The organism is Halorientalis pallida (genome assembly GCF_049605515.1).
Lineage (GTDB): Archaea > Halobacteriota > Halobacteria > Halobacteriales > Haloarculaceae > Halorientalis > Halorientalis pallida_A.
In genome coordinates this window covers 2707268-2729606 of record NZ_CP187158.1, presented here as the reverse complement: position 1 = coordinate 2729606, position 22339 = coordinate 2707268, and the positions used below count along the sequence as shown (strand labels likewise).

Sequence of the window (22339 nt, the reverse complement as noted above, 5' to 3'; positions counted from 1 at the left end):
ACACACATTTTGCGCCCAAAGAGCTAAGGAAACGACTGGATAATACTACTCGCTATGGCGGCCAACGCGAGCCCGGAGCAACACCTCGATCACCTCCTCGATCTCTCGACGACCCTGTTGGATCCGGGAACTCCACTCGTCGACCGGCTGGGAGCGGCACTGGACCGAGAGCGCCGATACCTCGACCTGCCCTACGGCTTTCTGACCCACATCGACCAGCGTGCGGACCAGCAGGACATCGTCCTCACGTCCGGGACGGAGGGTCGCATCGAGGAGGGCGAGACACTCCCGCTCTCGGAGACGTACTGTCGGAAGACGGTCGAGACCGATAGGGGACGGCTGACGGTCGAAGTCGCCAGCGAAGAAGGCTGGGCCGACGATCCCGCCTTCAAGCGGTTCGGTCTCGAGAGTTACGTCGGCTCTGCCGTCGAGGTCGACGGCGACCGGCGAGGAACCGTCTGTTTCGCGAGCGAAGCGGCCCGCCAGACCCCGTTCGACGAGTTCGAGGTCGAGGTCGTCGCGCTGCTGGCACGCTGGGCGAGCTACGAACTGGCCCGGCGAACCGGTCGGGAGCCAGCGGAGCCGGTTCCCGACCGGCTCTCGTCGTTCCTCGACGGCGTCGATCCGTCGGTGGTCGACACGACGTTCGACCTGCTGGCCAACCGGACCCGCCGGGAACTGCTCTGGTATCTCGCGACGGCTGACGGTCCGACCACGGTCGACGAGGCCGCCGCCCACCTCGCGAACGCGGGTGGCATCCCCGGGCGCTCGGCCGCGCGGATCGAGATCGCGCTCGTCCACTCGCACGTCCCGAAACTGGCGAGCGAGGGCGTCGTCACCTACGACGAGCGAACCCGCGAGCTGGACTATCGGCCGGACGACGCCATCGAGCGTGTCCTCGGATGCGTCCGCCCGATGGAGGCCTGACTCAGTCACGGACACCCCGGTAGCGGTCCGGCTCGTCGGCGGCGTCGATCTCGAACCCGAGCGACGCCCAGAACGGTCGCACCCGCGGATCGAACTCGGCGACGAGCCGCTCCCGACGGTCGGCCGCGGCTTCGACCAGCGCCGTGCCGATGCCCTGATCCCGCCGCGCGCGCCGGACCGCGACCGCCTCGATCACCTCGCCGTCCAGCAGACAGGCCCCGAGAACGCGCCCCTCGGTCGCGGCCACGAGCAGGTCGCCCCGGTCGATGGCCTGCCGGACGGCGTCGACGTCGGTCGCCAGCATCGCCCCGTCGAAGACGGTCAGGACGGCCGGGAGGTCCTCGACCGTCGCCTCGCGGATGTCCATCGGTGGGAAGTAGTCGCTCCCGATCAAAAACTACCCGCCCTTGATCAGTCGCAGGACGCGGACGTGCTCGGCGTCGATTGCACGGTCCTCGGGGACGGGCTGGTCGTCGACCAGCACCGACACCTCGTGGGGGCTGTAGTCGACGGCCCGCACCAGATCCGCGTAGGTCGGATCGGTCCCGAGCGTCGCGGGGTCGATCTCGCGGGTCTCCTCGCCGACCACTTCGACCGTGACCATACCAGAAGAAGAACCCCGACCGGATTTGAGCGTGTCGCTCACCACCGGAGCCGCCGGTTCCGGACGGCGCTCACGAGGACCCAGATCGAGAGCGCGAGACCGATTGCGGTGACCAGGAGGGAATCCATCTCGCAGTCCATACCGACCGGCGGGACCGAGACGTGGTAGTTATCGAGGGCTTACCCGGGCTGGTTCGGCCCGCGCGCGACCGGTCCCGGGCAGTTTATGACGAGCCCACTCGTTGCCCGGACTATGAGCGAGGCCGACACCGAGTCGCGGGCCGGGCGGGACGAGATCTGGATCGAGAAGTACCGCCCGCAGACGCTCGACGAGATCGTCGGACAGGAGACCATCGTCGAACGCCTCCAGAGCTACGTCGCCAGGGACGACCTGCCTCACCTCATGTTCTCGGGGGAAGCCGGAATCGGGAAGAGTACCGCGGCACTCGCCATCGCCCGCGAACTGTACGGCGAGGACTGGCAGGAACACTTCCTCGAACTCAACGCCTCCGACCAGCGCGGGATCGACGTGGTCCGTGAACGGATCAAGAACTTCGCCCGCTCCTCGTTCGGCGGCGCGAAATATCGGATTATATTCCTCGACGAGGCAGACGCTCTCACGAGCGACGCCCAGTCTGCACTCCGCCGGACGATGGAGGAGTTCTCGAACAACGTCCGCTTCATCCTCTCGTGTAACTACTCCAGTCAGATCATCGACCCGATCCAGTCCCGCTGTGCCGTCTTCCGGTTCAACCCGCTCTCCGACGAGGCCGTCGAGGAGCAGATCCGGATCATCGCCGAGGAGGAGGGCATCGAGGTCACCGACGACGGGGTCGAGGCGTTGATCTACGCCGCCGACGGGGACATGCGCCGGGCGATCAACGGGCTGCAGGCCGCCGCGGTCACCGGCGACGTGGTCGACGAGGAGGCTGTCTACGCCATCACCTCGACCGCACGCCCGGAGGAGATCCACGAGATGGTCACGCAGGCGCTCGACGGCGACTTTCTGGCCGCTCGCTCGACGCTGGACGACCTGCTCACCAACGAGGGCATCGCCGGCGGCGACGTGATCGATCAACTGCACCGCTCGGTCTGGGAATTCGACCTGGACGACGAGGCCGCCGTCACCCTGCTGGACCGCATCGGCGAGGCCGACTACCGGATCACCGAGGGGGCCAACGAGCGCATCCAGCTGGAGGCACTGCTGGCCTCGCTGGCGCTGGACGAGTGAGAAACGGTGGGGACAGGGACCCACCGAACGCGGTCGTCAGGCGATACCGCTACCGTCTCCCTGCACGGCGGACGCGAATCCGGACCCCTCTTGCTGGCTAGTCTGGAGCGCGGCCCCAGTGCCGGCACCCTGGCCGGAATCGGCGAGTGACGTCGACTGGCCGGATCCGTCCTGTTTCTCGGCACTGACCGATCCAGCGCCGGCCGTGGCTGCGAACAGCACGAGCGACACGACGATCAACACACGGAGCAGTCGATATCCGTTCATCTGCACCTACCGCACGTTCTCTCGAACGTGCGTGTGAGTCGTTACCGTGGCTCCGGTGTAAGCGTATCTGGCGGCAGCGTTACTCGGTTACAGGTCGGTAACGGGGGCCGTTGCCGTCCGGCTCGCGGATTCGCATCGACGGCAGTGACGGTCCCGGGCGGTGACGCAGTTCGGCCACCGGGGTTCGCAGGTCGACAGTGTGGCGAAGCTGACCCACCCGGACAGGGCACAGCAACAGCGCCGACCGGCTCGCTCGCGAGGACGGCGAGGCGAGAGGGGGACCGGCGACGCGGGCACGTCGGGACACGGAAGGCCCAGACGGCGGCGAATCTCGCCGGCTGTTCGGAACTGTTTTACCGCCCGGTTGACCACAGTATGGCAACGAATGAGTGAGCTCGAGGAGGAGTACAAACTCCAGTACTTCGAAGACGAGGGGTTTCACCGGCTGGAGTGTTCGGCCTGTGGGGACCACTTCTGGACGCTCGACGGGAGTCGGGAGACCTGTGGCGAGCCCCCGTGTGCGGAGTACAGCTTCATCGACAATCCGGGGTTCGACGAGGCGCTGTCGCTGTCGGAGATGCGCGAGACGTTTCTCTCATTTTTCGAGGACCACGATCACGAACGGGTCGATCCCTACCCCGTCGCTGCGAACCGCTGGCGTGACGACGTACTCCTGACCCAGGCGTCGATCTACGACTTCCAGCCCCACGTCACTTCGGGGCAGTCGCCGCCGCCGGCCAACCCCCTCGTCGTCTCGCAACCGTGCATCCGGATGCAGGACATCGACAACGTGGGCAAGACCGGGCGCCACACCATGGCCTTCGAGATGGGTGGCCACCACGCGTTCAACGCCGCCGAGGACTCCGATTACGCCTACGAGGGCGAGGTCTACTGGAAGGAGGAATGTGTCGAGTACTGCGTCGAATTCTTCGAGTCGCTGGGCGCGGACATGGGCGAGTTGACGTTCATCGAGGACCCGTGGGTCGGCGGGGGCAACGCCGGCCCGGCCTTCGAGGTCATCTACCGCGGGCTGGAACTCGCCACGCTCGTGTTCATGTGCTTCGAGCAGGACCCCGACGGCGAGTACGAACTCAAGGACGGGAACACGTACTCCCGGATGGATCGCCGGGTCATCGACACCGGCTACGGCATCGAGCGCTGGACCTGGATGAGTCAGGGCACGCCGACCGTCTACGAGGCGATCTACCCCGACATGATCGACTTCCTGAAGGACAACGCCGGGGTCGATCTGACCAGCGAGGAGGCGGCCATCGTCCACGACGCCGCGCGGCTCTCCGGGAGTCTGGACATCGACGACGTGGACGACGTGGAGGCCGCCCGCGCGGACATCGCGGCCGAACTCGGGGTCGACGTGGACCGCCTGCGCGACCTCGTGGAACCCCTGGAAGACATCTACGCCATCTCGGATCACGCCCGGACCCTGGCGTACATGCTGGGCGACGGGATCGTCCCGTCGAACGTCGGGACGGGCTATCTCGCGCGGATGGTTCTCCGGCGGACCAAGCGCCTCTGTGACAACGTCGGCGTGGACGCCCCGCTGGACGAACTCGTCGACATGCAGGCCGAGCGGCTCGGCTACCGCAACCGCGACACGATCCGGGACATCGTCCGCACGGAGGTCGAGAAGTACCGCGAGACGCTCGACCGTGGCGGCCGGAAGGTCCGCCAGCTGGCCGATGAGTACGCCGCCTCGGGCGATCCCATCCCGACCGAGGAGCTGATCGAGCTGTACGACAGCCACGGCATCCAGCCGGACATGGTCGAGGAGATCGCCGCCGAGCGTGACGTGGCCGTCGAGGTCCCGGACGACTTCTACTCGCTGGTCGCGAACCGTCACGACGCCGAGACCGTCGAGGCCGACAGCGAGGAGTCGGTCCACGGCGAGCGCCTGGCCGACCTGCCCGAGACCGACCGCCTCTACTACGAGGACCAGGAGCGCATGGAGTTCGAGGCGATGGTGCTGGACGTGTTCGAGCGCGAGGACGACGGCTACGACGTGGTGCTGGACCAGACGATGTTCTACCCCGAAGGCGGGGGCCAGCCCGCAGACCACGGGACGATCACGACCGACGACGTGACCGCCGAGGTCGAGGACGTACAGATCGTCGACGGCGTCGTCCTCCACCGGGTCGACGAGGACCCGGGCAAAGGCGAGTTCGTCCGCGGGGGGATCGACGCCGACCGGCGACGCCGGCTCATGCGCCACCACACCGCGACCCACATCGTCGGTCACGCCGCCCGGGAAGTGCTGGGCGACCACATCCGGCAGGCCGGCGCGCAGAAACACACCGACAGCGCCCGGCTCGACGTGCGCCACTACGAGCCGATCACGCGCGAGCAGGTCAAGGAGATCGAGCGGCTCGCCAACGAGGTCGTGATGGACAACACGTCGGTCACCCAGGAGTGGCCCGACCGTCACGAGGCCGAAGCCGAACACGGCTTCGACCTCTACCAGGGCGGGATTCCGGCCGGCGAGCAGATCCGACTGATCCACGTCGACGAGGACGTGCAGGCCTGCGGTGGCACACACGTCGCCCGCACCGGCGACGTGGGCGCGATCAAGCTCCTGAACACGGAGCGCATCCAGGACGGCGTCGAACGGCTCACGTTCGCCGCCGGCGACGCCGCCATCGAGGCGACCCAGACGACCGAGGACGCCCTCTACGACGCCGCGGACACCCTCGACGTGAGTCCCCAGGACGTACCCGAGACCGCCGAACGGTTCTTCAGCGAGTGGAAGGAGCGGGGCAAGACCATCGAACAGCTCAAGGAGGAACTCGCGGAAGTCCGGGCGGCCGGCGACGACGGCGAGGAAGTCGACGTGGGCGGGACGCCCGCGGTGATCCAGCGGCTGGACGCCGACATGGACGAACTCCGGGCGACGGCCAACGCCCTCGTCGAGGAGGGGAAGATCGCCGTCATCGGGAGCGGGCAGGACGGCGCGCAGTTCGTCGTCGCCGTCCCCGACGACGCCGGGATCGACGCCGGCGAGGTCGTCGGCGAACTCGCGAGCAAGGTCGGCGGTGGCGGCGGCGGCCCACCGGACTTCGCTCAGGGCGGCGGCCCGGACGGCGACGCACTGGACGACGCGCTGGACGACGCGCCGGACGTACTCGAACAGGTCCTGAGCGCCTGAGCGAGGGGCCGACTAGTTTTTCGTGTCGGTCTCGGTGTCGCCAGCGGCGGCCCCGTCAACCCCCTCGGTGTCACGTGTCGGCGGCTGGACCCGCTCGAATCGTCCGGGGTCCAGCGCGAGCAGATCGGTCGCGTCGAGGCGCGCTCCGGCCCACCCGCGGCCGGCGGCGAGGACGAGCGCGACCGAGACGGGCCAGACGGTGACGTGGGCCTCGTTGAACAGCAACGTGGCGAGCCCGACGAGGGCGGCGAGCGTGGCCGCGAGTCGCGGGTAGCGATCCAGCCGCCACAGGACGATGGCCGGGAGTGTGGCCACCCCCGCGAGGACCGCGACGGCGAGGAGGACCGCGGCGACGAGCGCCCCGATCCGGTCGCCGCCGGCGTACCCCACCGCGAACAGCCCGACCGCGAGGGCGGTCTGGAGGGCGATTCCAGCGACGGCGATGCGTTCGGCGGCCGGGAGCCTGTCGAGCAGGGCTCCGAGTCGGCGGAGGTGTGTCGTGGGTGTCATAGGAGCCAGGTGAGGAGGCCGACGACCAGGCGGGCCGCACCGAGCGCGAGGTCGACGACGGCCCACTTGATCGCGGCGAGGGGGCCGACACCGCGGACCGTGATCTCCCCGGACGCGAACGCCTGCCTGAGCGCCGCGTCGGACTGCTCGGCCGTCAGGACGCGTCTGGCCGTCGGTTCGTCGACCGTGACGACCAGCGTCGTGTCCGGATGGGCGCCGGCCCGGAGGTCCCGGATCCGGCCGTCCTCGGTCGTCCGGAACGAGACGACGCCGGTGCCGCCGTCGGTCCGGTCGATCCGGAGGGTGACGCGTTCGCCGTCGACGTGGGCCCCGAGGACGCCGAGGTCGTAGCTCCCGGCGCTGGCGTTGTACGTCGCGACCGTGGTCGCGAGCCGACGATAGAAGCCCGCGCCGAAGCCGGCGGTGCCGCCGGGGTCGGCGGCGATCACGTCCGCGGCCCGGGACTGCACCGCGTCGATCCGGGCACCGGTGACGTTGGCCTCGCGGCGGACGGTGGCGTTCAGCCCCGCGGTCGCCGTCCGGACCCGCTGGACGCGTCTATCTATCGCCCGGGCACGCGCCGCGACCGGGCCGATCCGGGCCGCGTAGGCGTCGGCATCGAGCGTCCCCCGCTCGCGGGCGGCGCGCAACGAGTCCGTGCGGGCTTCGAGCGTGGTGAGGCGTGCCTCCGCGTCGTCGAGCGCGGCGGCCGCGACGCGGGCCCTCGCCGCCGGCGTCTCGGCGGCGGCCAGTCGGTCCCGGAGGTCGGCGGCGGCGAGATCGCCGTCGAGGTCGGCACGCTGTGTGTCGATGGCACCGGCGACGGCCGTGCCCGGGCCGGTCGCGTTGCGCTCGGGCGGCGTCGCCGCCAGCGCGCTCCCGGCGGTCGCGAGTGCCGCGAGGAGCGCGACGACGACGACGGCGCGACGGAGTCGAGTCATTCGTCGATCCACCTCTCCGGTAGGCACCCGACAGGGTTGAAAGGCACAGACGTTCCGGCCCAATCAGCGCCGTTTCGGAACCGTTCAACCGCCCGAGGGAGACGGGACGATGGGGAACGCGGCGCGCGCACGGTCATACCTCGATCTCCCCCGGGAGTGCGAGGACGTTCTCGCGGCCGAGTCGGTAGACCTCGATGCGCTCGGCCTCGTGCATCTCGTTGACCACGTCGCTGGCCTTCGTCCGCGACCAGTCGACGGCCGCGATGAGGTCCTGTTGTTTCATGCGACCCCCCTCGCCTTCCAGCAGTCGCAGGACCCGTTCCTCGTCGGTGAGCAGTTCCTCCGGCGGGTCGTCGGCGCTGTCCTCGGCAGTTCCGGGCCCGCTTCCCCCCGTCTCGTCTCCGCCGGCGTCGGCGGAGGCCGCCGTCGCCCCGCCGGCCGGGCCGTCGTCGGCCGTCGCCGACTCGCCCCACCACCGTCCGTAGCCGTACCAGCCGACGGCGAGGCCGAGCGTCAGGGCCGCGCCGCCGAGGGCTGGCAGTACCGGGTCGATACCGCCGACGCCGGTCGCGTCCAGCGCGACCGTCGGGTCTTCGGTCCGGAACTGCACGGGGCCCGTCCAGCGGACGGCGTGGGCCTGACTGGCGTCGGGTTCGGGCGTGACCGACGCTCGCTCGAAGGCGTCGGGCCACTCCATCCAGAGCGACTCGTTGGGGCCGAGCCGGAGGCCGCCGATGGCGTCGCCGAGGACGTACCGATCCGACGCGGGCGTCGCGGCGAAGTTCGTCCAGGTGAAGCGGTAGGTCACGACGCCGAACCGGCCGGACGGCACCGACCGGTGGGCCCGGACCGAGCCGTTCTGGACCGCCATCGACCGCCCCGTCTCCCGCTGGGCCCGGTCGACGGCGCGTCGCATCCGCCCCACGAAGACACCCGGCGGGTTCGAGACGTTCGTTCGTGCCCGCGCGAAGGCGCGACGCGCCGCCTGGTCGGTCAGTTCGTACCGGAATTCCACCTGCCAGTGGGCGTCCCCGTCGCGGTCGAGGTCGATCCGGGTCACGACGGCGTCGTAGCCCGACACCGGTGCCAGCGCGCCGACGGAAGACGGGTTCGATCCCGCTGACGCGGCCGTGCCCGCCGAGACACCGAGCGCGACCGCGACCAGAACCGTGACAGCCGCTCCGAGGGCGACCAGGCGAACGACTCGATCCCCGATGGCGCTGTCTGACATTCCTCACCCCGCACGACGCGTGTTCGATTCGGTCGTGTTCGTGAACCGACTTGATAGTGGGGGATCGTTCGAAACGACGCCACGGACCACCGGGGCAATCGACGGGAACTCACCGGCAGATATTCTGCTATTTAAAACCTTCTACCGTTTACGTCCTCGCACCGAGGTCGGAATATCGAATCGCAATACTGCAGTGGCGCTGATTGACGCGGAGCGTGGGTGAGCGTCGCTGATTGGCGCTGAGGCTGTGGGGTTTATACGGACATCCCGGCCCGAGAAGGGAGTGTGATGGCTCGAAACGACATCACGGACGGTTCGCATCGAGCGACGACCGGCCCGTCGATCGAGACGGTCGAACTCGCGACGGGCGGCGCGGTCGTCTACGACCGGGAGAACAGGGACGCCTGGATACAGGCCGAGACCACGACCGACCTCACGGAGGTGCGGTGAGATGTGCGTTCGCAGTCGACTCCGGCTGGGACTCGTCGTCGTGGGTGCAGTGTTGCTCACGCTGAGTCTCGTGCCCACGGCCGCCGCCAGCGGGGCGGGTAGCGGTGGCGGCGCACACGCGTCGGCCGCTGTGGACACGGACGAGTCCTCTGCGGTGACGGTCACGAAGTCGCTGTCGGCGGCCAACGGGAAGACGACCCTCTCCGGGACGGTCCAGTACCACGACACCGACGGCAATCCCCAGCCGGCCCGGCAGGTGACGGTCAAGATCCGACACGACGTGGTCGGTCCAGTGAATCCGGTGATCGCCAGGACGACGACCGACGATCAGGGGCGGTACTCGGTGCAGATCGACGTGGCGAAGTACGAGGCCGACGTGGATTTCGACAGGAAACTCCACCTGCACGTGCAGGCGGTCGCGAAGAACCCCGCGGTGAACGTCGTCAACTTCGGGCAGAACCTCGACACGGCCAACGGCAACACCTGGACGCTCAACCAGGAGGCGACGGTGAAGCGCGGCCAGGGCTCGGCGACGGTCGACCTGACCGCGACGGACGAGAAGCCCCGCCGGGCCTTCCAGGTCGCCAACTGGACGCTGGAGGGGTACCGATTCACCGAACGGGAGGCCGGCTGGACGCGCAACCGCGTGAAGGTGCTGTATCCGGCACCCAATCCCGACAACAACCAGTTCCAGTCGCCCTTCGAGAAGTTCGTCATCGGGAACAACGACTGGGGCGCGAGCAAGCGCCACACGGTCCACCACGAGTACGGGCACGCGGTCATGAGCGGCCTGTTCGAGTACAAGGGCTGGCAGATTCCCAAGCCTGCTAACTGGGGCTCACATTGCGTGTGGAGCGACACCGGCCGGATCACCGCCTGGTACGAGGGCTTCGCGGAGTTCTTCGAGGCCGCGGTCAACGATGATCCCCAGACGAGGAACATGTACCTCGAACAGCACCACTACTACAACGAGACCAACGAACACGGTCCGCAGTGTCCCGAGTCCCACGCCAACGACGGCTACGACGGCGCGAAGGTCGAGGGCGCGGTCGCGAACATCCTCTGGGACGCCTACGACCCGGCGGACGAACCCCACGACGAGATCGACGGTGACCTCGGGACGATCTTCGACGCCGTCAACGAGACGGACAACCAAAAGCGAGTGGCGCGACCGTTCAACAGCGACCGCACGACGGACATCCACGACTTCTTCATCCAGTACGTGGACAACACCGGTCGCCACGAGGAACTGCGGAAGATCTACTTCGAGTACGGCATCGTCAAGCCCGACCGCTTCGACTCCGCGACGTCCGCGTCGGGACCGCTCACCGACTGCTCGATCCACTACTACCCCTGCTCGAAGCAACCGAAACACGACTGGACGACGCTCGAACCGGACGCGAGCGTCGACGTGATGCTCCACGGGAGCGACATCGACAAGTACGTCCTCCAGCTGTCGAAGGGGGACACGATCAACGTGACCACGACGGCCCACGGCGGCGGGACCACCGCGGCGTTCGAGGTCTTCGCGGGCGAACCGCCGTGGAGCGGCGGACAGCCCTCACCGGCGGTCGCCGCGTCGACCGAGAGTGGAAACGTCCACTCCACCACGTTCACGGCCAGCCGGAGCGGAAAGTACACCGTGATCGTCCAGCCGCCGGAGGGCAGTTTCGAGCAGGTCACCGGCTACACCCTCTCCGTGACTCGCGCATCCGACTCGACGGATGGCGGGGCAACGGGGGACGACGGTCCGATCCTGGGCCCGGGCGACGACGATCCGATCCTGGGTCCGGACGGCAACCTGACCACCGATCCCTGTCCCGCGAAACCGAACGGCTGTGACTTCGAAGTCGACATCCCCGAGTTCGGAGACGACGGCAACGAGTCCGGGGACGACTCAGACGGGACGGCTGGTACCGATACCGCGAGCGGCTCCGGGTCCGGCAACACCGGCACCGGTGACTCCGGATCGGGCGGCAACGGCACGGCGGGCACTGCTTCCGGCAGCCAGTCGGACTCGGCGTCGAGTCGGGCGACCGGAAGTGACTCGAGCGACGGGACGACGGCCGACGACGCGGCGGCCGTCCCGGCGACCGAGGGCGGCGCCGACGGCTCCAGTACCGTCACGGACTCGACCCGTTCAGCTGGCGACGGCGACGCTGCCGACGATCCCGGGGCGACCGACTCGGACGGCGCGGACGACGGGATCGCGGGCAGTACTCTCGGCGTCGTGCTCGCCCTGCTCCTGGCGTTGCTCGCGGTGCTGATCGCGGTTCTGCGGCGCTGATCGCCGCTGGACCCGCACTGACTGACAGTTCTTTTCATCTCTCCGCCATCCGCAACAGCTAACTATTCGTTTCCCAACAGGACCAGCAGGGAACAGATGGGGGCATTCACGGACCGACTCCGGTCGGTACCGGCGGCGCTGTTCGGCATCGTCGCGCTCGCGGCCGGACTCAGACTGTACGACCTCGGGAACGAGAGCTACTGGCTCGACGAGATCGCGTCGCTGAACCTCGTGGCCGGGCGCACGCTGCCCGAGGTGCTGATCCAGATACCGACCGTCGACCGCCACCCGCCGCTGTACTACGCGATCCTGAAGGGCTGGACGGACCTGTTCGGGACGGCCGAGACGGTCACGCGGCTTCCAGCGGTGGTGTTCGGCGTCGCGGCCGTCGTCGTCATCTACGGCGTCGGCGCGCGCCTCTACGACCGGCGAGTGGGACTGCTGAGCGCGGCCGTCCTCGCGGTGGCGCGGTTCCACGTCGACTTCTCGCAGGCCACGCGGATGTACAGCCTGTTCGCCCTGTTGACGCTGCTGTCCTTCTACACGCTCGTGCGCGTCGTCGAGACGCCCACGCGCCGGACGGTGGCCGGGTACGCGCTGGCGACGGTCCTGCTGGTCTACACCCACGCGTTCGCGCTGTTCGTCGTGCTGGCTCAGAACGTCTTCGTGGTCGGCTCCCGGTGGCTCGACGACGAGGGGCCGGCCGTCCCGGTCCGGACGTGGCTCGCGTCACAGGTCGCCGTCGGACTGGCCGCGCTCCCGTGGGTCGCGGTGTTGCTCGGGCAGGCCCTCTCGTCGGGGGGCGGCGGCCCGACGGGGTTGACCTGGATCCCCGAACCGACGGTGCCGAGAATTCTCCTGACGTTCGGTGCTTACGTCGACCCCTGGAATCCGGTGATCGGCTCGCTGGCGCTGTTGCTCGTCGCGGGGTTCGTCGCCGTCGATTACGCCGACGAACGGACCGGCGAGACCAGTGAAACCGCCGAGACAAGAGGGGACGGCGGCGCGGCCAGCACAGGAGACGGCGTGGGCCTCACCGGCCGCGAGCGGCGAGCGTTGCTCGGCACCTGGATCGGGGTCCTCGTGGTCGTGCCCGTGGCGATCTCGTACCTGGTCACGCCGATATACGTGTACCGCTACACCGTCGGGGCGGCGATGGGGGTGTACGTCCTGTTGGCGGCGTCGATTCGGCTCGTCGACAGCGTCGAACTGCGCTACATCGTCGGGGGCGTCCTCGTGCTGGCCTTCCTGCTCCCACTGCCGGTGTACTACACCCAGGACCAGCACGCCCAGTGGGACGAGGTGTCAGAAACCGTGGGGACCGACGCGGCCGCGGGTGACGTGGTCCTCGTCAGCCAGCCCTCGTACGCCAGCCCGTTCGAGCACTACTTCGCGCGCGAAGACGTGGCCGTGAAACGACTCTCGGGGTCGGCGTCGGCCACGGAGATCCGCCGAGCGGTCCACGGGCACGACACCGTCTGGTTCGTCTCCGTCCACGTCCCACCGGACGGCCTGCGGCGCTACCGCGACACGCTCGAAGCGAACCGGAGCGACGCCGACGTGACGAAATTCAGGGGGCTGACGCTGTGGCGGTTCGACCCGGGCAACCGGACGGCGTGAGCGACCGAGGGTGTCCGGCCATTCCTGTTGGAAAATTTTAATATCGGCGACTGTGCAGGCTCCACAGAGATGGGCTATTGCGACGCGTGTGGGACGGAACTCGACGACGAGATGAACTACTGCTCGAACTGCGGGCAGTCGGTGAAGGCGCTGGGACCGGAGACGAACCCGGAGGGGAAGTCCCCGTTCGAGGGCGGCGTGTTCTCGCTTTCCCTCGGCTACTCGTTTCAAAACGACAAGCGGCCGCTGGTGATCGGGGGGTTGATCACTCTCGCCGGGATGATCGTGCCGTTCGTCGGGTGGATCTCGACGGGCTACGGGTTCCAGTTGTGTCGGGCGGTCGCACGCGGGCAGACCCAGCGGCCGGACTTCGACGACTACGGCGAGATGTTCATCGACGGAATGTGGCTGACGCTGGTCGTCCTCGTATACGGCGGCGCGTTTATGGCACTCGTCTTCGCGCTGGTGCTCGGGGCGACACAGGCCAACGAACCGGTCGCGCTGGCCGGCGTACTCGGCCTGCTCGTCCTGTTACTGTACCTGCTTCCGGGTGCGCTCACCGTCGTCGCCGCGACCGAGGAGATGGGGGCGGCGTTCTCGACGGAGTATCTCGTCCCGTTCGTGCTGTCGGGCACCTACCTCAAGGCGATGGTCCTCTGGACGGTCCTGTCGGTCGGGCTGTGGATCGCGCTGTTCCTGTCGATCTTCACCATCGTCGGCTTCCCCTTCGTCTCGGCGCTGTTCAACTACGTCGCCGGGACGTTCTGGGGCTACTTCTACCGGGAAGCCGCCGAGCGGGGCGACGTGCCCCCCGCGCCGGATCTGGCGGTGTGACAGGCGTCGGCAGCGAACGCAGGCCGACCGCACCCCGCCGGACCGGCGGCGATGACGGGGTTCTTGACGCTGTAGGAACTACCGGCGAGACATGCCGACCGCGACCAACGGCGACGTGGAGCTGTACTACGAGACCGCCGGCGCAGGCCCGACGGTCGCGTTCGTCGAGCCGGCCGGCTACGGCGCGTGGTGCTGGTCGTGGCTCGTCGACGCACTCGCCGGTCCCGTCGAGACGCTCGTCTGGGACCACCGCGGAACCGGGCGCTCCGACGCCCCACCGGGCCCCTACGACGTGGCGACGCTCGCCGCCGACCTGGAGGCCGTTCTCTCCGACCACGGCGCTCGAACCGTCCACCTCGTCGGCGCGGGACTGGGCGGGATGGTCGCGCTCCAGCACGCCCGCGAGTACGGCCGGGCGGCCACGCTGGCCCTGCTCGGGACGACGGCCGACGGGAGCCGCGTCGACGCCGACGCCCTGCGAGGCCTGCAGGCACCGCGTGACGACCCCGACGCGCTCCGGGATTCGCTTCGCGGCGCGTTCTCGCCCGGCGTCGTCGAGGGCCACCCCGAGGCAGTCGACCGGATCGTCGGCTGGCGGGCCGAGGACGACGCCGATTCCACGGGCTGGGCGGCACAGATCGCCGCGACGACCGGCTTCGCGATGTCGGACCTGTACGAGGTGACGACGCCCGCGCTCGTGGTTCACGGCCGCGCCGACGCCGTGGTCCCGGTCGAGGCTGGGCGTGACCTCGCCGAGGACCTCCCACGAGGGACCTTCGAGGGGATCGACGCTGGCCACCTCGTCGCCGCAGAGGAACCCACGGTCGTCGAAGACGCCCTGACGGGCCAACTGGACGAACACGCCGATCTCGACGGGTGAGCGCGGGGGCGGCAAGACGTGTCGAGACGGACGAGCCTTTCAGTCTGGAGTCGTTGCTAGTGAGTGATGACGCGGCCACGCATCGCCCTGTTGAACGCGGCCCACGACGGTGCAGACACCCGACGGAACTTCCGTCGCGAACTCGACGCGGATCTGGTCGAGTTCCACTGTCCGGAGGGTGAGGTGCCCGAGGGCTTCCGCTACGACGGGTTCGTCGTGACGGGCTCGCGGGCCTCCGTCTACTGGGAGCGGGAGTGGATCGGCCAGCTGAAGGCCTGGGTCGGCGACGCCATCGAGGCCGGCCTCCCCGCGCTGGGCGTGTGTTACGGCCACCAGTTGCTCGCGGATGTCATGGGCGGACGCGTCGAGGCCATGGACGAGTACGAGATCGGCTACCGCACCGTCGAGCAGGACGGCCAGAACCGCCTGCTCGACGGCGTCGACGACGACTTCACCGTCTTCACCACTCACTCCGACCGGGTGGTCGAGGCCCCGCCCGGCGCGACCGTCTTCGCCCGGAACGACTACGGCATCCACGGCTTCCGGAAGGACCGCGTGTTCGCCGTCCAGTTCCACCCCGAGTACGACATGGAGACGGCGGCGTCGGTCACCGAGGGGAAAGACGACCAGTTGAGTCAGGAACGCATCCAGCAGGTGCTCGACGGCATCCACGCCGACAACTACGACGCCGCCTGCGAGGCAAAGCGCCTGTTCGACAACTTCACCGCCTTCGTGCGCGAGGTGCAGGCCGACCGGACCGGCGGTGACTCGGGGACCAGTGCCGCCGACGACTAGGTGGAGCGGCCCGAACCGAACGATTCGCCCGTGAGAACTCCGCTCGGGTTCTCTCCGGCCGATAGACGAACTGGCACACTCGGCCCTTAACAACAGCCGTTCAGTTGAGTAGTGTTTTTACCACTGGAAACCTAGGCAGATGTATGCTCGATTACTACGGCGTGGAGGCGGACCTTTCCGAAGAAGAGCGGATGATCCAGGAGTCGGCGCGGGAGTTCGTCGACGAGAAGGTGCGGCCCGACATCGGCGAACACTGGATCGAGGGCACGTTCCCGAAGGACCTCATCCCGGAGATGGGCGAGATGGGCTTTTACGCGCCCAACCTCGAAGGGTACGGCTCGCCCAACGTCAGCGAGAAAGCCTACGGCATCCTGATGCAGGAACTGGAGGCGTGTGACTCGGGCCTGCGCTCGATGGCCTCCGTCCAGGGCGCACTCGTCATGTACCCGATTCACGCCTACGGCAGCGAGCAGCAGAAGGAACACTGGCTCCCCAAACTCGGCAGCGGTGAAGCCGTCGGCTGTTTCGGCCTGACCGAACCCGAACACGGCTCGAACCCCACCGCGATGGAGACCCGCGCCGAGGAAGCCGACGAGGGCTACGTGCTGAACGGCTCGAAGACTTGGATCACGAACTCCCCCATCGCCGACGTGGCGGTCGTCTGGGCGCGCGATCAGACCGACCCCGACACGCCCGTCCGGGGCTTCCTCGTCGAGACCGACCGCGACGGCGTCAGCACGAACAAGATCGACGAGAAACTCTCGCTCCGTGCGTCGATCACGGGCGAGATCGGCCTCAACGACGTGTACGTCCCCGAGGAGAACATCCTCCCCGGCGTCGAGGGCATGGGCGGTCCCCTCGGGTGTCTCACGCAGGCTCGCTACGGGATCGCGTGGGGCGCTATCGGTGCGGCCCGGGACGCCTTCGAGACGGCCCGGCAGTACGCGACCGACCGCGAGCAGTTCGGCGGGCCGATCGCCCGGTTCCAGCTCCAGCAGGACAAACTCGCCGAGATGGCCACCCAGATCACCCTGGCCCAGTTGCTCGCCCACCGCCTCGCGGACCTCAAGGAACGCGGCGACATGCGCCCCCAGCACGTCTCGATGGCCAAGCGCAACAACGTCCGCATGGCGCGCAACCAGTCCCGCATCGCCCGCGAAATCCTCGGCGGCAACGGGATCACCGCCGACTACTCCCCGATGCGCCACATGGCCAACCTCGAAACCGTCTACACCTACGAGGGCACCCACGACATCCATACCCTGATTCTCGGGGAGGATCTGACCGGGTTCGCAGCCTACGAGTGACGCTGTAGGCGGCGTGAGTTCGGTGCGAACGCGGGCAGCGACCGGGTTCGCAGCCTACGAGTGACGCTGTAGGCGGCGTGAGTTCGGTGCGAACGCGGGCAGCGACCGGGTTCGCAGCCTACGAGTGACGCTGTAGGCGGCGTGAGTTCGGTGCGAACGCGGGCAGCGACTGGGAGAAAGCACTTGGCGGGAGCGGCACACGTTTCGGCGATGCCCTCCAGACGCTCTCTGCTCCGAACCGGCGGGGTTCTCACCGCGCTGGCGGTCGCCGGGTGCCAGTCCGAGGACGGCGCACCGGGCGAACCCACGTCCGACCGCGGGCCGACGGTACGGCCGAATCGACTCCGGGCCACGCCGGTCCGTCCCGGAGCGGTCGAGACCGGATCGACGGTCGCCGTTCTGACGCCGGCGTTGCTGGAACTGGTGAGAGAGGCGACCGCGACGGACGGACGGGTCGATTTCCACGCCGAGCGGCCAGCGGACCCGCAGGACGGACGGCTCGTACTGGGCAGTTTCTCCGCACTGCAGTTCGACGGTGAAACCTACGCCGCGTCGGCCACGGCGGCGGGTTTCGCGTCCGAGGCGAGTTATCGGTACACCGTCGATGCGGTTGAAGCGTCGGCCGACGACGGCGACACCGTCAGGTACGGGAGTCTGAACGACGCCGAACGGGCGGTCGCGGACGCGATGCTCGACGACGGCTATTCGGTCGGGTTCCACGAGGAGAAGACGGCGGCAACGGACCCGTTCGACGAACATCAGTTTCTCCGGACAGACTCGGGGAGCTATCGTATCAGGGTCGTCGTCGGCGATTCGGCACCCCATCACATGTTGACGCTGACGCCGACGGCACCGGACGCTGGGACGCAGGTGGTGACCGTCGCCGACCGACCGGTCCCGGAGCGCGTTCGGGATGTGGTACGGCAGGCCGTCGGGGAGGGAGCGGTCGATCTAACGGACGGGAAACGACGAACACTGGCCTCGTTTTTCGAGGGGATCGGGTACGTGGCAACGGCGACGAGCGTCGCCGAAATCGAGATCGGTAGTGCCGGCGGCTAGTCGAACCGGCCAGTCTCCGCGCCACACTCGGCACAGATCGTCAGGAGGGCGTCGCGGTCGTCGGTGAGTTCCAGATCCTGTTCGGTCTGGCCGTCACAGTCGTCACAGTGGCGGAGCATCTCGGTCTCGCCCATATCCTGTGGTGCGCCCATGGCCAGTGCGACGACCCGTTCGTCGCCCTCGTTGGTGCCGAGTTGCCACTCGCCGGGGGCGAAGCGGACGCACTCGCCCGCGGTCGCCGTGATCTCGCCGTCTTCCGTGTCGAAGGTCACGGTGCCCTCGGCGATGTAGAACACTTCCTCCTGGTCGCTGTGGCGGTGGTAGCCGAAGCCGAAGCTGTCGCCGGGTTCGAGTTCGTAGTAGTTCAGCGCCATGTCGGTCGCGCCGAGGGCGTCCCCGACTTTGCGCTTGGTGTCGGCCGGTCCCATCCGGTCGTCGAGGTCGTCGACGGTGACTCTGTCCATACGCGGGCTTGTGGTGCCGGGGGGAAAAGTCTAGGCGCGGACGGCGCGACCCCAGAGAGCGCCGTCGAACGAACGAGCGGGGAGGGCGAGGTCTTCGACCTCGGCTCGAACGGCCGGAGTCCGTGAGAGAGACGACCCGCGAGGCGCGCTCGGCGTGTCGGTGGCCGGGGGTGGCCGAGGTTCACTCGTGGCCGTCGATGTCGAGTTCTTCTTCGAGGTTCGCGAGGGCGTCGCTGTCCGCGAGCGACTCCATCTGTTCGCGGAAGTGCGTCTCACACACGCCCACCTTGACGCCGTCTTTCTCGACCGCGATGTCCGCGTCGCGGTCGCAGTAGTGACACCGCATGCATCAGTCTAGAACGCCCGTGGCTTTGAACCCTGCGAACCCGTCAGCCGACCGTCTGACGGTCAGAGTGCGGCGAGCAATCGCTCGGTCGCCACCCGGTCCAGTCCGGCCCGGCCCAGCTGCTCGTCGTGGGCGTCGCTCCCGCCGGTCACGAGCAGGTCGTGGGCCTCGATGGCCCGCTCGACCGGCGTCGGATCGGCGTCGTGGGCGTAGGGATAGTAACGTTCCACGGCATCGAGGTCGGCGGTCAGGTCGAGCGCGGCGTCGGGGTCGTCGTACCGGAGCGGGTGGGCCAGGCCGACCACGCCGCAGGCCTCGGCCAGGACCGCGCGGCCGCGCTCGAAGGTCGGGATGTCGCGGGCGACGTAGCAGGGGCAGTCGTCGCCGACGAGGTGGTCGAACGCGTCCTGATAGTCGTAGTCGGCCGGGCTCTCCGCGACCGCCCGGGCGATGTGTGGGCGACCCAGTCCCGGCCGCGGCTCGACGCCGAGGTCCACGCCGAGGCGGTCCTCGACGCACTCGACGATAGCGCGGCCTCGCTCTGCACGGTCGCGCTGGATCGCCTCGACCAGTTCCGTGAGCGCAGGCGTCGGGTCGACGCCGTAGCCCAGCAGGTCGACCCGCAGATCCCCCGCGTCGACCCGGAGTTCGATCCCGTGGACGAGCGTGATCCCCTCGCGCTCGGTCACGGGCGCGTCGAGCGCGGGCTGAATCCGGTCGTGATCGGTCAGCGCCACGACCTCGACGCCGGCCGAGCGGGCCGCATCCGGCACCGCGTCGAGTGTCAGCGTCCCGTCCGAGCGCGTCGTGTGGACGTGTGCGTCCGCGACGACCATGCCGGCGCTGGGTCCCACGACCCCATGCCGCTTGTGGTCGTGACCCTTAATGCCACTAGAAGACTCGATAGAGAACGTTTATGAACGACCGTTAACGACTGGAAGGTATGCGTCTACTGAGTGGGCTGGACGACCGGATCGGTGCGCAGGCGTACCCCGCGACGACGGAGGAGGTCATCGAGGAGTACGGGGACATCGAACTCGAACTGCCCAACGGCGACGAACAGCTGGGGGATGTGCTGGGGCGACTCGAAACCGAGACGTTCGAGACGGCCGAGGACCTGCGGCTGGCGACGCTGTCGGCCGTCAGCAGCAACGCCATCGGCCGGGAGGGGTACAGCGACCGCGACCCGTCCTGTCTGGGCGAGGACGGCCACGAACAGGTCTCGTTCTGACCCGTCGAGCGTCGCCGACGGTCGCTCTGGCCGACTCGCGGCTCGCAGATTCGTCCGTTTCACCGGAGAGTCAAACGGCCGTTTGAGTCAACGATACGACCTTTATCGTAGCTACGGGAGTCGCCCGTATGGATCGAACCCGACTCCTCGGGGCGAGTCTCGCGGTCGTCGTCCTCGCCGTCGTGGTCGCCGGCGCGCTGGCGCTCGGCGGTGACACCACGCGCCCGCCGGCGGACGTGGTGAACGACAGCGACGACGAACGGGCCAGCAACGCGACGGTGGCACAGTTCGAGAGCGAAGCGGCGGTCGCGGCGTACGTCCAGCGCGGCCAGCGACTCGCGGCGGTCGACGCGCCGTTCCGGGTGCGGCGCGTCCGGTTCACGGCCCAGCCGACCACCGTCCGCGGCGAACCGGACGTCCAGCGGGAACTTCCCGCACGGACCGACGCGGTCGGGAGCAGTGCCGCGTCGGGCGGCGCTGGCGGCGAGAGCGCGCCCGAACGCGTCTCGAACACGAACGTCCAGGTGGCCGGCCTTCAGGAGCCGGACATCCTGAAAAACGATGGCCGGAACGTCTACTACGCGCCACAGCGCCAGCGGTTCGAGCCGTGGATGGACTCCCGGCGACCGGACCACAACGACGGCGAGACTCACGTCCTCTCTGCAACACCGCCCGAGGCTCCCGAGGAGATCGGGTCGATAGACGCGAGCGGTCAACTCCTGCAGGTCGACGACACGCTCGTCGTCCTGGAGGACGACACGGTTCGGGGCTACGACGTGAGCGACCCGGCCGCACCGACGCAGGTCTGGACCCATCCGCTCGAAGACGAGGTCGTCACCGCGCGCGAACGCGACGGGCGGCTCTACCTGGTCACGCGGTCGTCGGTGTCGGTCGACGACCCCTGTCCGGTGAAACCGCTGGGCGGCGACGCGGCCATCGCCTGTGACGATATCTATCGACCGACACGACAGGTGCCGGTCGACGCGACCTACTCGGCGCTCGCGCTCGACGCCGAGAGCGGCGCGGTCGGTGACGCGATCAGCTTCGTCGGTACGCAGGACGACACGGCGGTCTACGTGTCCAACCAGTCGCTGTACGTGACCTACACCGAACGGAGCGAACGCGGGGCGCTCCGCGTCGACTTCCTGCTGGAACGGCAGGGCGACCGGCTCCCGGCGTGGGCGGTCGACCGCCTCGAGGAGATCGAGAGCTACAACATCTCCGCGACCTCCAAAGAACGAGAGGCCAACCGCGTCCTGCAGCAGTATCTCGCCACGCTCGACCAGTCGAAGCGCGACCGTATCGCGAGCGAGATCAGCAACGACTACCGGTCGTACCTCGGAGATCACCAGCGCGACCTGCTCACGACGGGCATCGTCAGGGTCGGCGTCGACGGGACCGACCTCGCCGTCGAGACCGTCGGGACGGTCCCGGGCCGCCCGCTGAACCAGTTCTCACTCTCGGAACACGAGGGGACGCTCCGCATCACGACGACGGTGCCGGCCGCGGGCAACGCCCAGTCGGCCAACGACCTCTACACACTGGACGCCGACAGTCTGGACCGGCTCGGCGCCGCGAAGGGGATGGGCCTGAACGAGGAGGTGTTCGCCGTCCGCTACGTCGGTGACACCGCCTACGTCGTCACGTTCCGACGGGTCGATCCCTTCCACGTCGTCGACGTGTCGGACCCCAGCGACCCCGAGGAAGTCGGCCAGCTCGAACTCCCGGGCTTTTCCTCCTATCTCCACCCCGTCGACGGGAACCACGTCCTCGGGATCGGCGAGGAGGACGGCCAGGTCAAGGCCGTGCTGTTCGACGTGTCCGACCCCTCGGACCCGACCATCGACGACGACCACCTGTTCGGCGCGGGCTGGTCGGCCGTCTCGGACACCCACCACGCGTTCCTGCTCGACCGCCGCCACGGGGTCTTCTTCCTGCCGACCGGCCAGGGCGGGACGGTCGTCGACTACAGCGACGGCGAACTCTCCCTGAAGACGACGGTCGATACCGACGGCGCGGCCCTGCGCGCGATGTACGTCGACGACTACATGTACGTCTTCGGCCAGGACGAACTGGTCGTCGTCGACGAACGCACCTGGAACCGGACCCGAACCGTCGCCCTCGACGGCTCGTAACCGGCCCGACGAGCCCGCTAGCGCCCTCCTATCACTATTCTTATTATTTACCGTTACATTCATA

General features: G+C 68.5%; 22 protein-coding genes. 13 read left to right on the top strand and 9 right to left on the bottom strand.

Annotated elements, in window-relative coordinates; translation table 11 throughout:
• Positions 1–54: 54 nt before the first annotated feature.
• Positions 55–927 (top strand): winged helix-turn-helix domain-containing protein, encoded by an 873-nt coding sequence (locus tag ACOZ4N_RS15695; protein ID WP_424017306.1) that lies wholly within the window; start codon positions 55–57, stop codon positions 925–927.
• 1 nt (position 928) lies between these two features.
• Here the strand turns inward: ACOZ4N_RS15695 and ACOZ4N_RS15690 are convergent, their stop codons facing one another.
• Positions 929–1294, bottom strand: coding sequence for a GNAT family N-acetyltransferase (locus tag ACOZ4N_RS15690; RefSeq protein ID WP_424017305.1), 366 nt, complete (start codon positions 1292–1294; stop codon positions 929–931).
• Positions 1295–1324: 30 nt separating this feature from the next.
• The gene (gene samp2 / locus ACOZ4N_RS15685) at positions 1325–1531 is read right to left on the bottom strand and encodes a ubiquitin-like small modifier protein SAMP2 (protein ID WP_424017304.1); all 207 of its coding nucleotides are present in this window, start codon (positions 1529–1531) and stop codon (positions 1325–1327) included.
• A gap of 252 nt (positions 1532–1783) precedes the next feature.
• On the opposite strand from samp2, the gene ACOZ4N_RS15680 reads away from it, so the two are divergent.
• A complete protein-coding gene (locus ACOZ4N_RS15680; protein WP_424017303.1) occupies positions 1784–2761 on the top strand; it encodes a replication factor C small subunit in 978 nt (325 codons plus the stop codon).
• A gap of 36 nt (positions 2762–2797) precedes the next feature.
• Here ACOZ4N_RS15680 and ACOZ4N_RS15675 read toward each other — a convergent pair whose 3' ends face one another.
• Positions 2798–3034 carry a hypothetical protein gene (locus ACOZ4N_RS15675; protein WP_424017302.1) on the bottom strand — a complete coding sequence of 79 codons (237 nt, stop codon included), beginning with the start codon at positions 3032–3034 and terminating at the stop codon, positions 2798–2800.
• A gap of 379 nt (positions 3035–3413) precedes the next feature.
• On the opposite strand from ACOZ4N_RS15675, the gene alaS reads away from it, so the two are divergent.
• Positions 3414–6185, top strand: a complete 2772-nt coding sequence (alaS, locus tag ACOZ4N_RS15670; RefSeq protein WP_424017301.1) for an alanine--tRNA ligase — start codon at positions 3414–3416, stop codon at positions 6183–6185.
• Between the two features lie 12 nt (positions 6186–6197).
• On the opposite strand, the gene ACOZ4N_RS15665 is transcribed toward alaS, so the two are convergent.
• From ACOZ4N_RS15665 to ACOZ4N_RS15655, 3 genes are all read right to left on the bottom strand, one after another.
• Positions 6198–6695: a hypothetical protein gene (locus ACOZ4N_RS15665; protein ID WP_424017300.1), complete on the bottom strand. Its 498-nt coding sequence runs from the start codon at positions 6693–6695 to the stop codon at positions 6198–6200.
• Entirely contained in the window at positions 6692–7636 is a 945-nt protein-coding gene (locus ACOZ4N_RS15660) for a hypothetical protein (RefSeq protein ID WP_424017299.1), read from the bottom strand. Before ACOZ4N_RS15660 ends, ACOZ4N_RS15665 begins: the two co-directional genes overlap by 4 nt.
• A 133-nt stretch (positions 7637–7769) precedes the next feature.
• Positions 7770–8867 (bottom strand): helix-turn-helix transcriptional regulator, encoded by a 1098-nt coding sequence (locus ACOZ4N_RS15655; RefSeq protein WP_424017298.1) that lies wholly within the window; start codon positions 8865–8867, stop codon positions 7770–7772.
• A 288-nt stretch (positions 8868–9155) separates the two neighbouring features.
• On the opposite strand from ACOZ4N_RS15655, the gene ACOZ4N_RS15650 reads away from it, so the two are divergent.
• The 8 genes from ACOZ4N_RS15650 (at position 9156) to ACOZ4N_RS15615 (ending at position 18099) form a co-directional block, all read left to right on the top strand.
• Positions 9156–9317 (top strand): DUF7331 family protein, encoded by a 162-nt coding sequence (locus ACOZ4N_RS15650; RefSeq protein WP_424017297.1) that lies wholly within the window; start codon positions 9156–9158, stop codon positions 9315–9317.
• Position 9318: 1 nt separating this feature from the next.
• Positions 9319–11604 carry a hypothetical protein gene (locus ACOZ4N_RS15645; RefSeq protein ID WP_424017296.1) on the top strand — a complete coding sequence of 762 codons (2286 nt, stop codon included), beginning with the start codon at positions 9319–9321 and terminating at the stop codon, positions 11602–11604.
• A gap of 96 nt (positions 11605–11700) precedes the next feature.
• The gene (locus ACOZ4N_RS15640; protein WP_424017295.1) at positions 11701–13224 is read left to right on the top strand and encodes a glycosyltransferase family 39 protein; all 1524 of its coding nucleotides are present in this window, start codon (positions 11701–11703) and stop codon (positions 13222–13224) included.
• 69 nt (positions 13225–13293) lie between these two features.
• Complete coding sequence (locus ACOZ4N_RS15635) at positions 13294–14058, top strand: DUF4013 domain-containing protein (RefSeq protein WP_424017294.1); 765 nt, start codon at positions 13294–13296, stop codon at positions 14056–14058.
• A gap of 91 nt (positions 14059–14149) precedes the next feature.
• Positions 14150–14938, top strand: a complete 789-nt coding sequence (locus tag ACOZ4N_RS15630) for an alpha/beta fold hydrolase (RefSeq protein WP_424017293.1) — start codon at positions 14150–14152, stop codon at positions 14936–14938.
• Between the two features lie 66 nt (positions 14939–15004).
• Positions 15005–15733, top strand: coding sequence for a type 1 glutamine amidotransferase (locus tag ACOZ4N_RS15625; protein WP_424017292.1), 729 nt, complete (start codon positions 15005–15007; stop codon positions 15731–15733).
• A gap of 143 nt (positions 15734–15876) precedes the next feature.
• The gene (locus ACOZ4N_RS15620) at positions 15877–17040 is read left to right on the top strand and encodes an acyl-CoA dehydrogenase family protein (RefSeq protein ID WP_424017291.1); all 1164 of its coding nucleotides are present in this window, start codon (positions 15877–15879) and stop codon (positions 17038–17040) included.
• Positions 17041–17250: 210 nt separating this feature from the next.
• On the top strand, positions 17251–18099 hold the full coding sequence (locus tag ACOZ4N_RS15615; RefSeq protein ID WP_424017290.1) for a hypothetical protein: 849 nt from the start codon (positions 17251–17253) through the stop codon (positions 18097–18099).
• Here ACOZ4N_RS15615 and ACOZ4N_RS15610 read toward each other — a convergent pair.
• The 3 genes from ACOZ4N_RS15610 to ACOZ4N_RS15600 form a co-directional block, all read right to left on the bottom strand.
• Complete coding sequence (locus ACOZ4N_RS15610) at positions 18096–18563, bottom strand: cupin domain-containing protein (protein ID WP_424017289.1); 468 nt, start codon at positions 18561–18563, stop codon at positions 18096–18098. The two genes, ACOZ4N_RS15615 and ACOZ4N_RS15610, sit on opposite strands and share 4 nt — an antisense overlap.
• A gap of 181 nt (positions 18564–18744) precedes the next feature.
• A complete protein-coding gene (locus tag ACOZ4N_RS15605) occupies positions 18745–18909 on the bottom strand; it encodes a DUF6757 family protein (RefSeq protein ID WP_175452767.1) in 165 nt (54 codons plus the stop codon).
• A 62-nt stretch (positions 18910–18971) separates the two neighbouring features.
• The gene (locus tag ACOZ4N_RS15600; RefSeq protein ID WP_424019965.1) at positions 18972–19745 is read right to left on the bottom strand and encodes a PHP domain-containing protein; all 774 of its coding nucleotides are present in this window, start codon (positions 19743–19745) and stop codon (positions 18972–18974) included.
• 107 nt (positions 19746–19852) lie between these two features.
• Here ACOZ4N_RS15600 and ACOZ4N_RS15595 point away from each other — a divergent pair, with 107 nt between their 5' ends.
• Together ACOZ4N_RS15595 and ACOZ4N_RS15590 are read left to right on the top strand one after the other, a co-directional pair.
• The gene (locus tag ACOZ4N_RS15595) at positions 19853–20140 is read left to right on the top strand and encodes a DUF5789 family protein (RefSeq protein WP_424017288.1); all 288 of its coding nucleotides are present in this window, start codon (positions 19853–19855) and stop codon (positions 20138–20140) included.
• A gap of 128 nt (positions 20141–20268) precedes the next feature.
• Positions 20269–22275 (top strand): beta-propeller domain-containing protein, encoded by a 2007-nt coding sequence (locus ACOZ4N_RS15590; RefSeq protein WP_424017287.1) that lies wholly within the window; start codon positions 20269–20271, stop codon positions 22273–22275.
• The last annotated feature ends 64 nt before the right edge of the window (positions 22276–22339 follow it).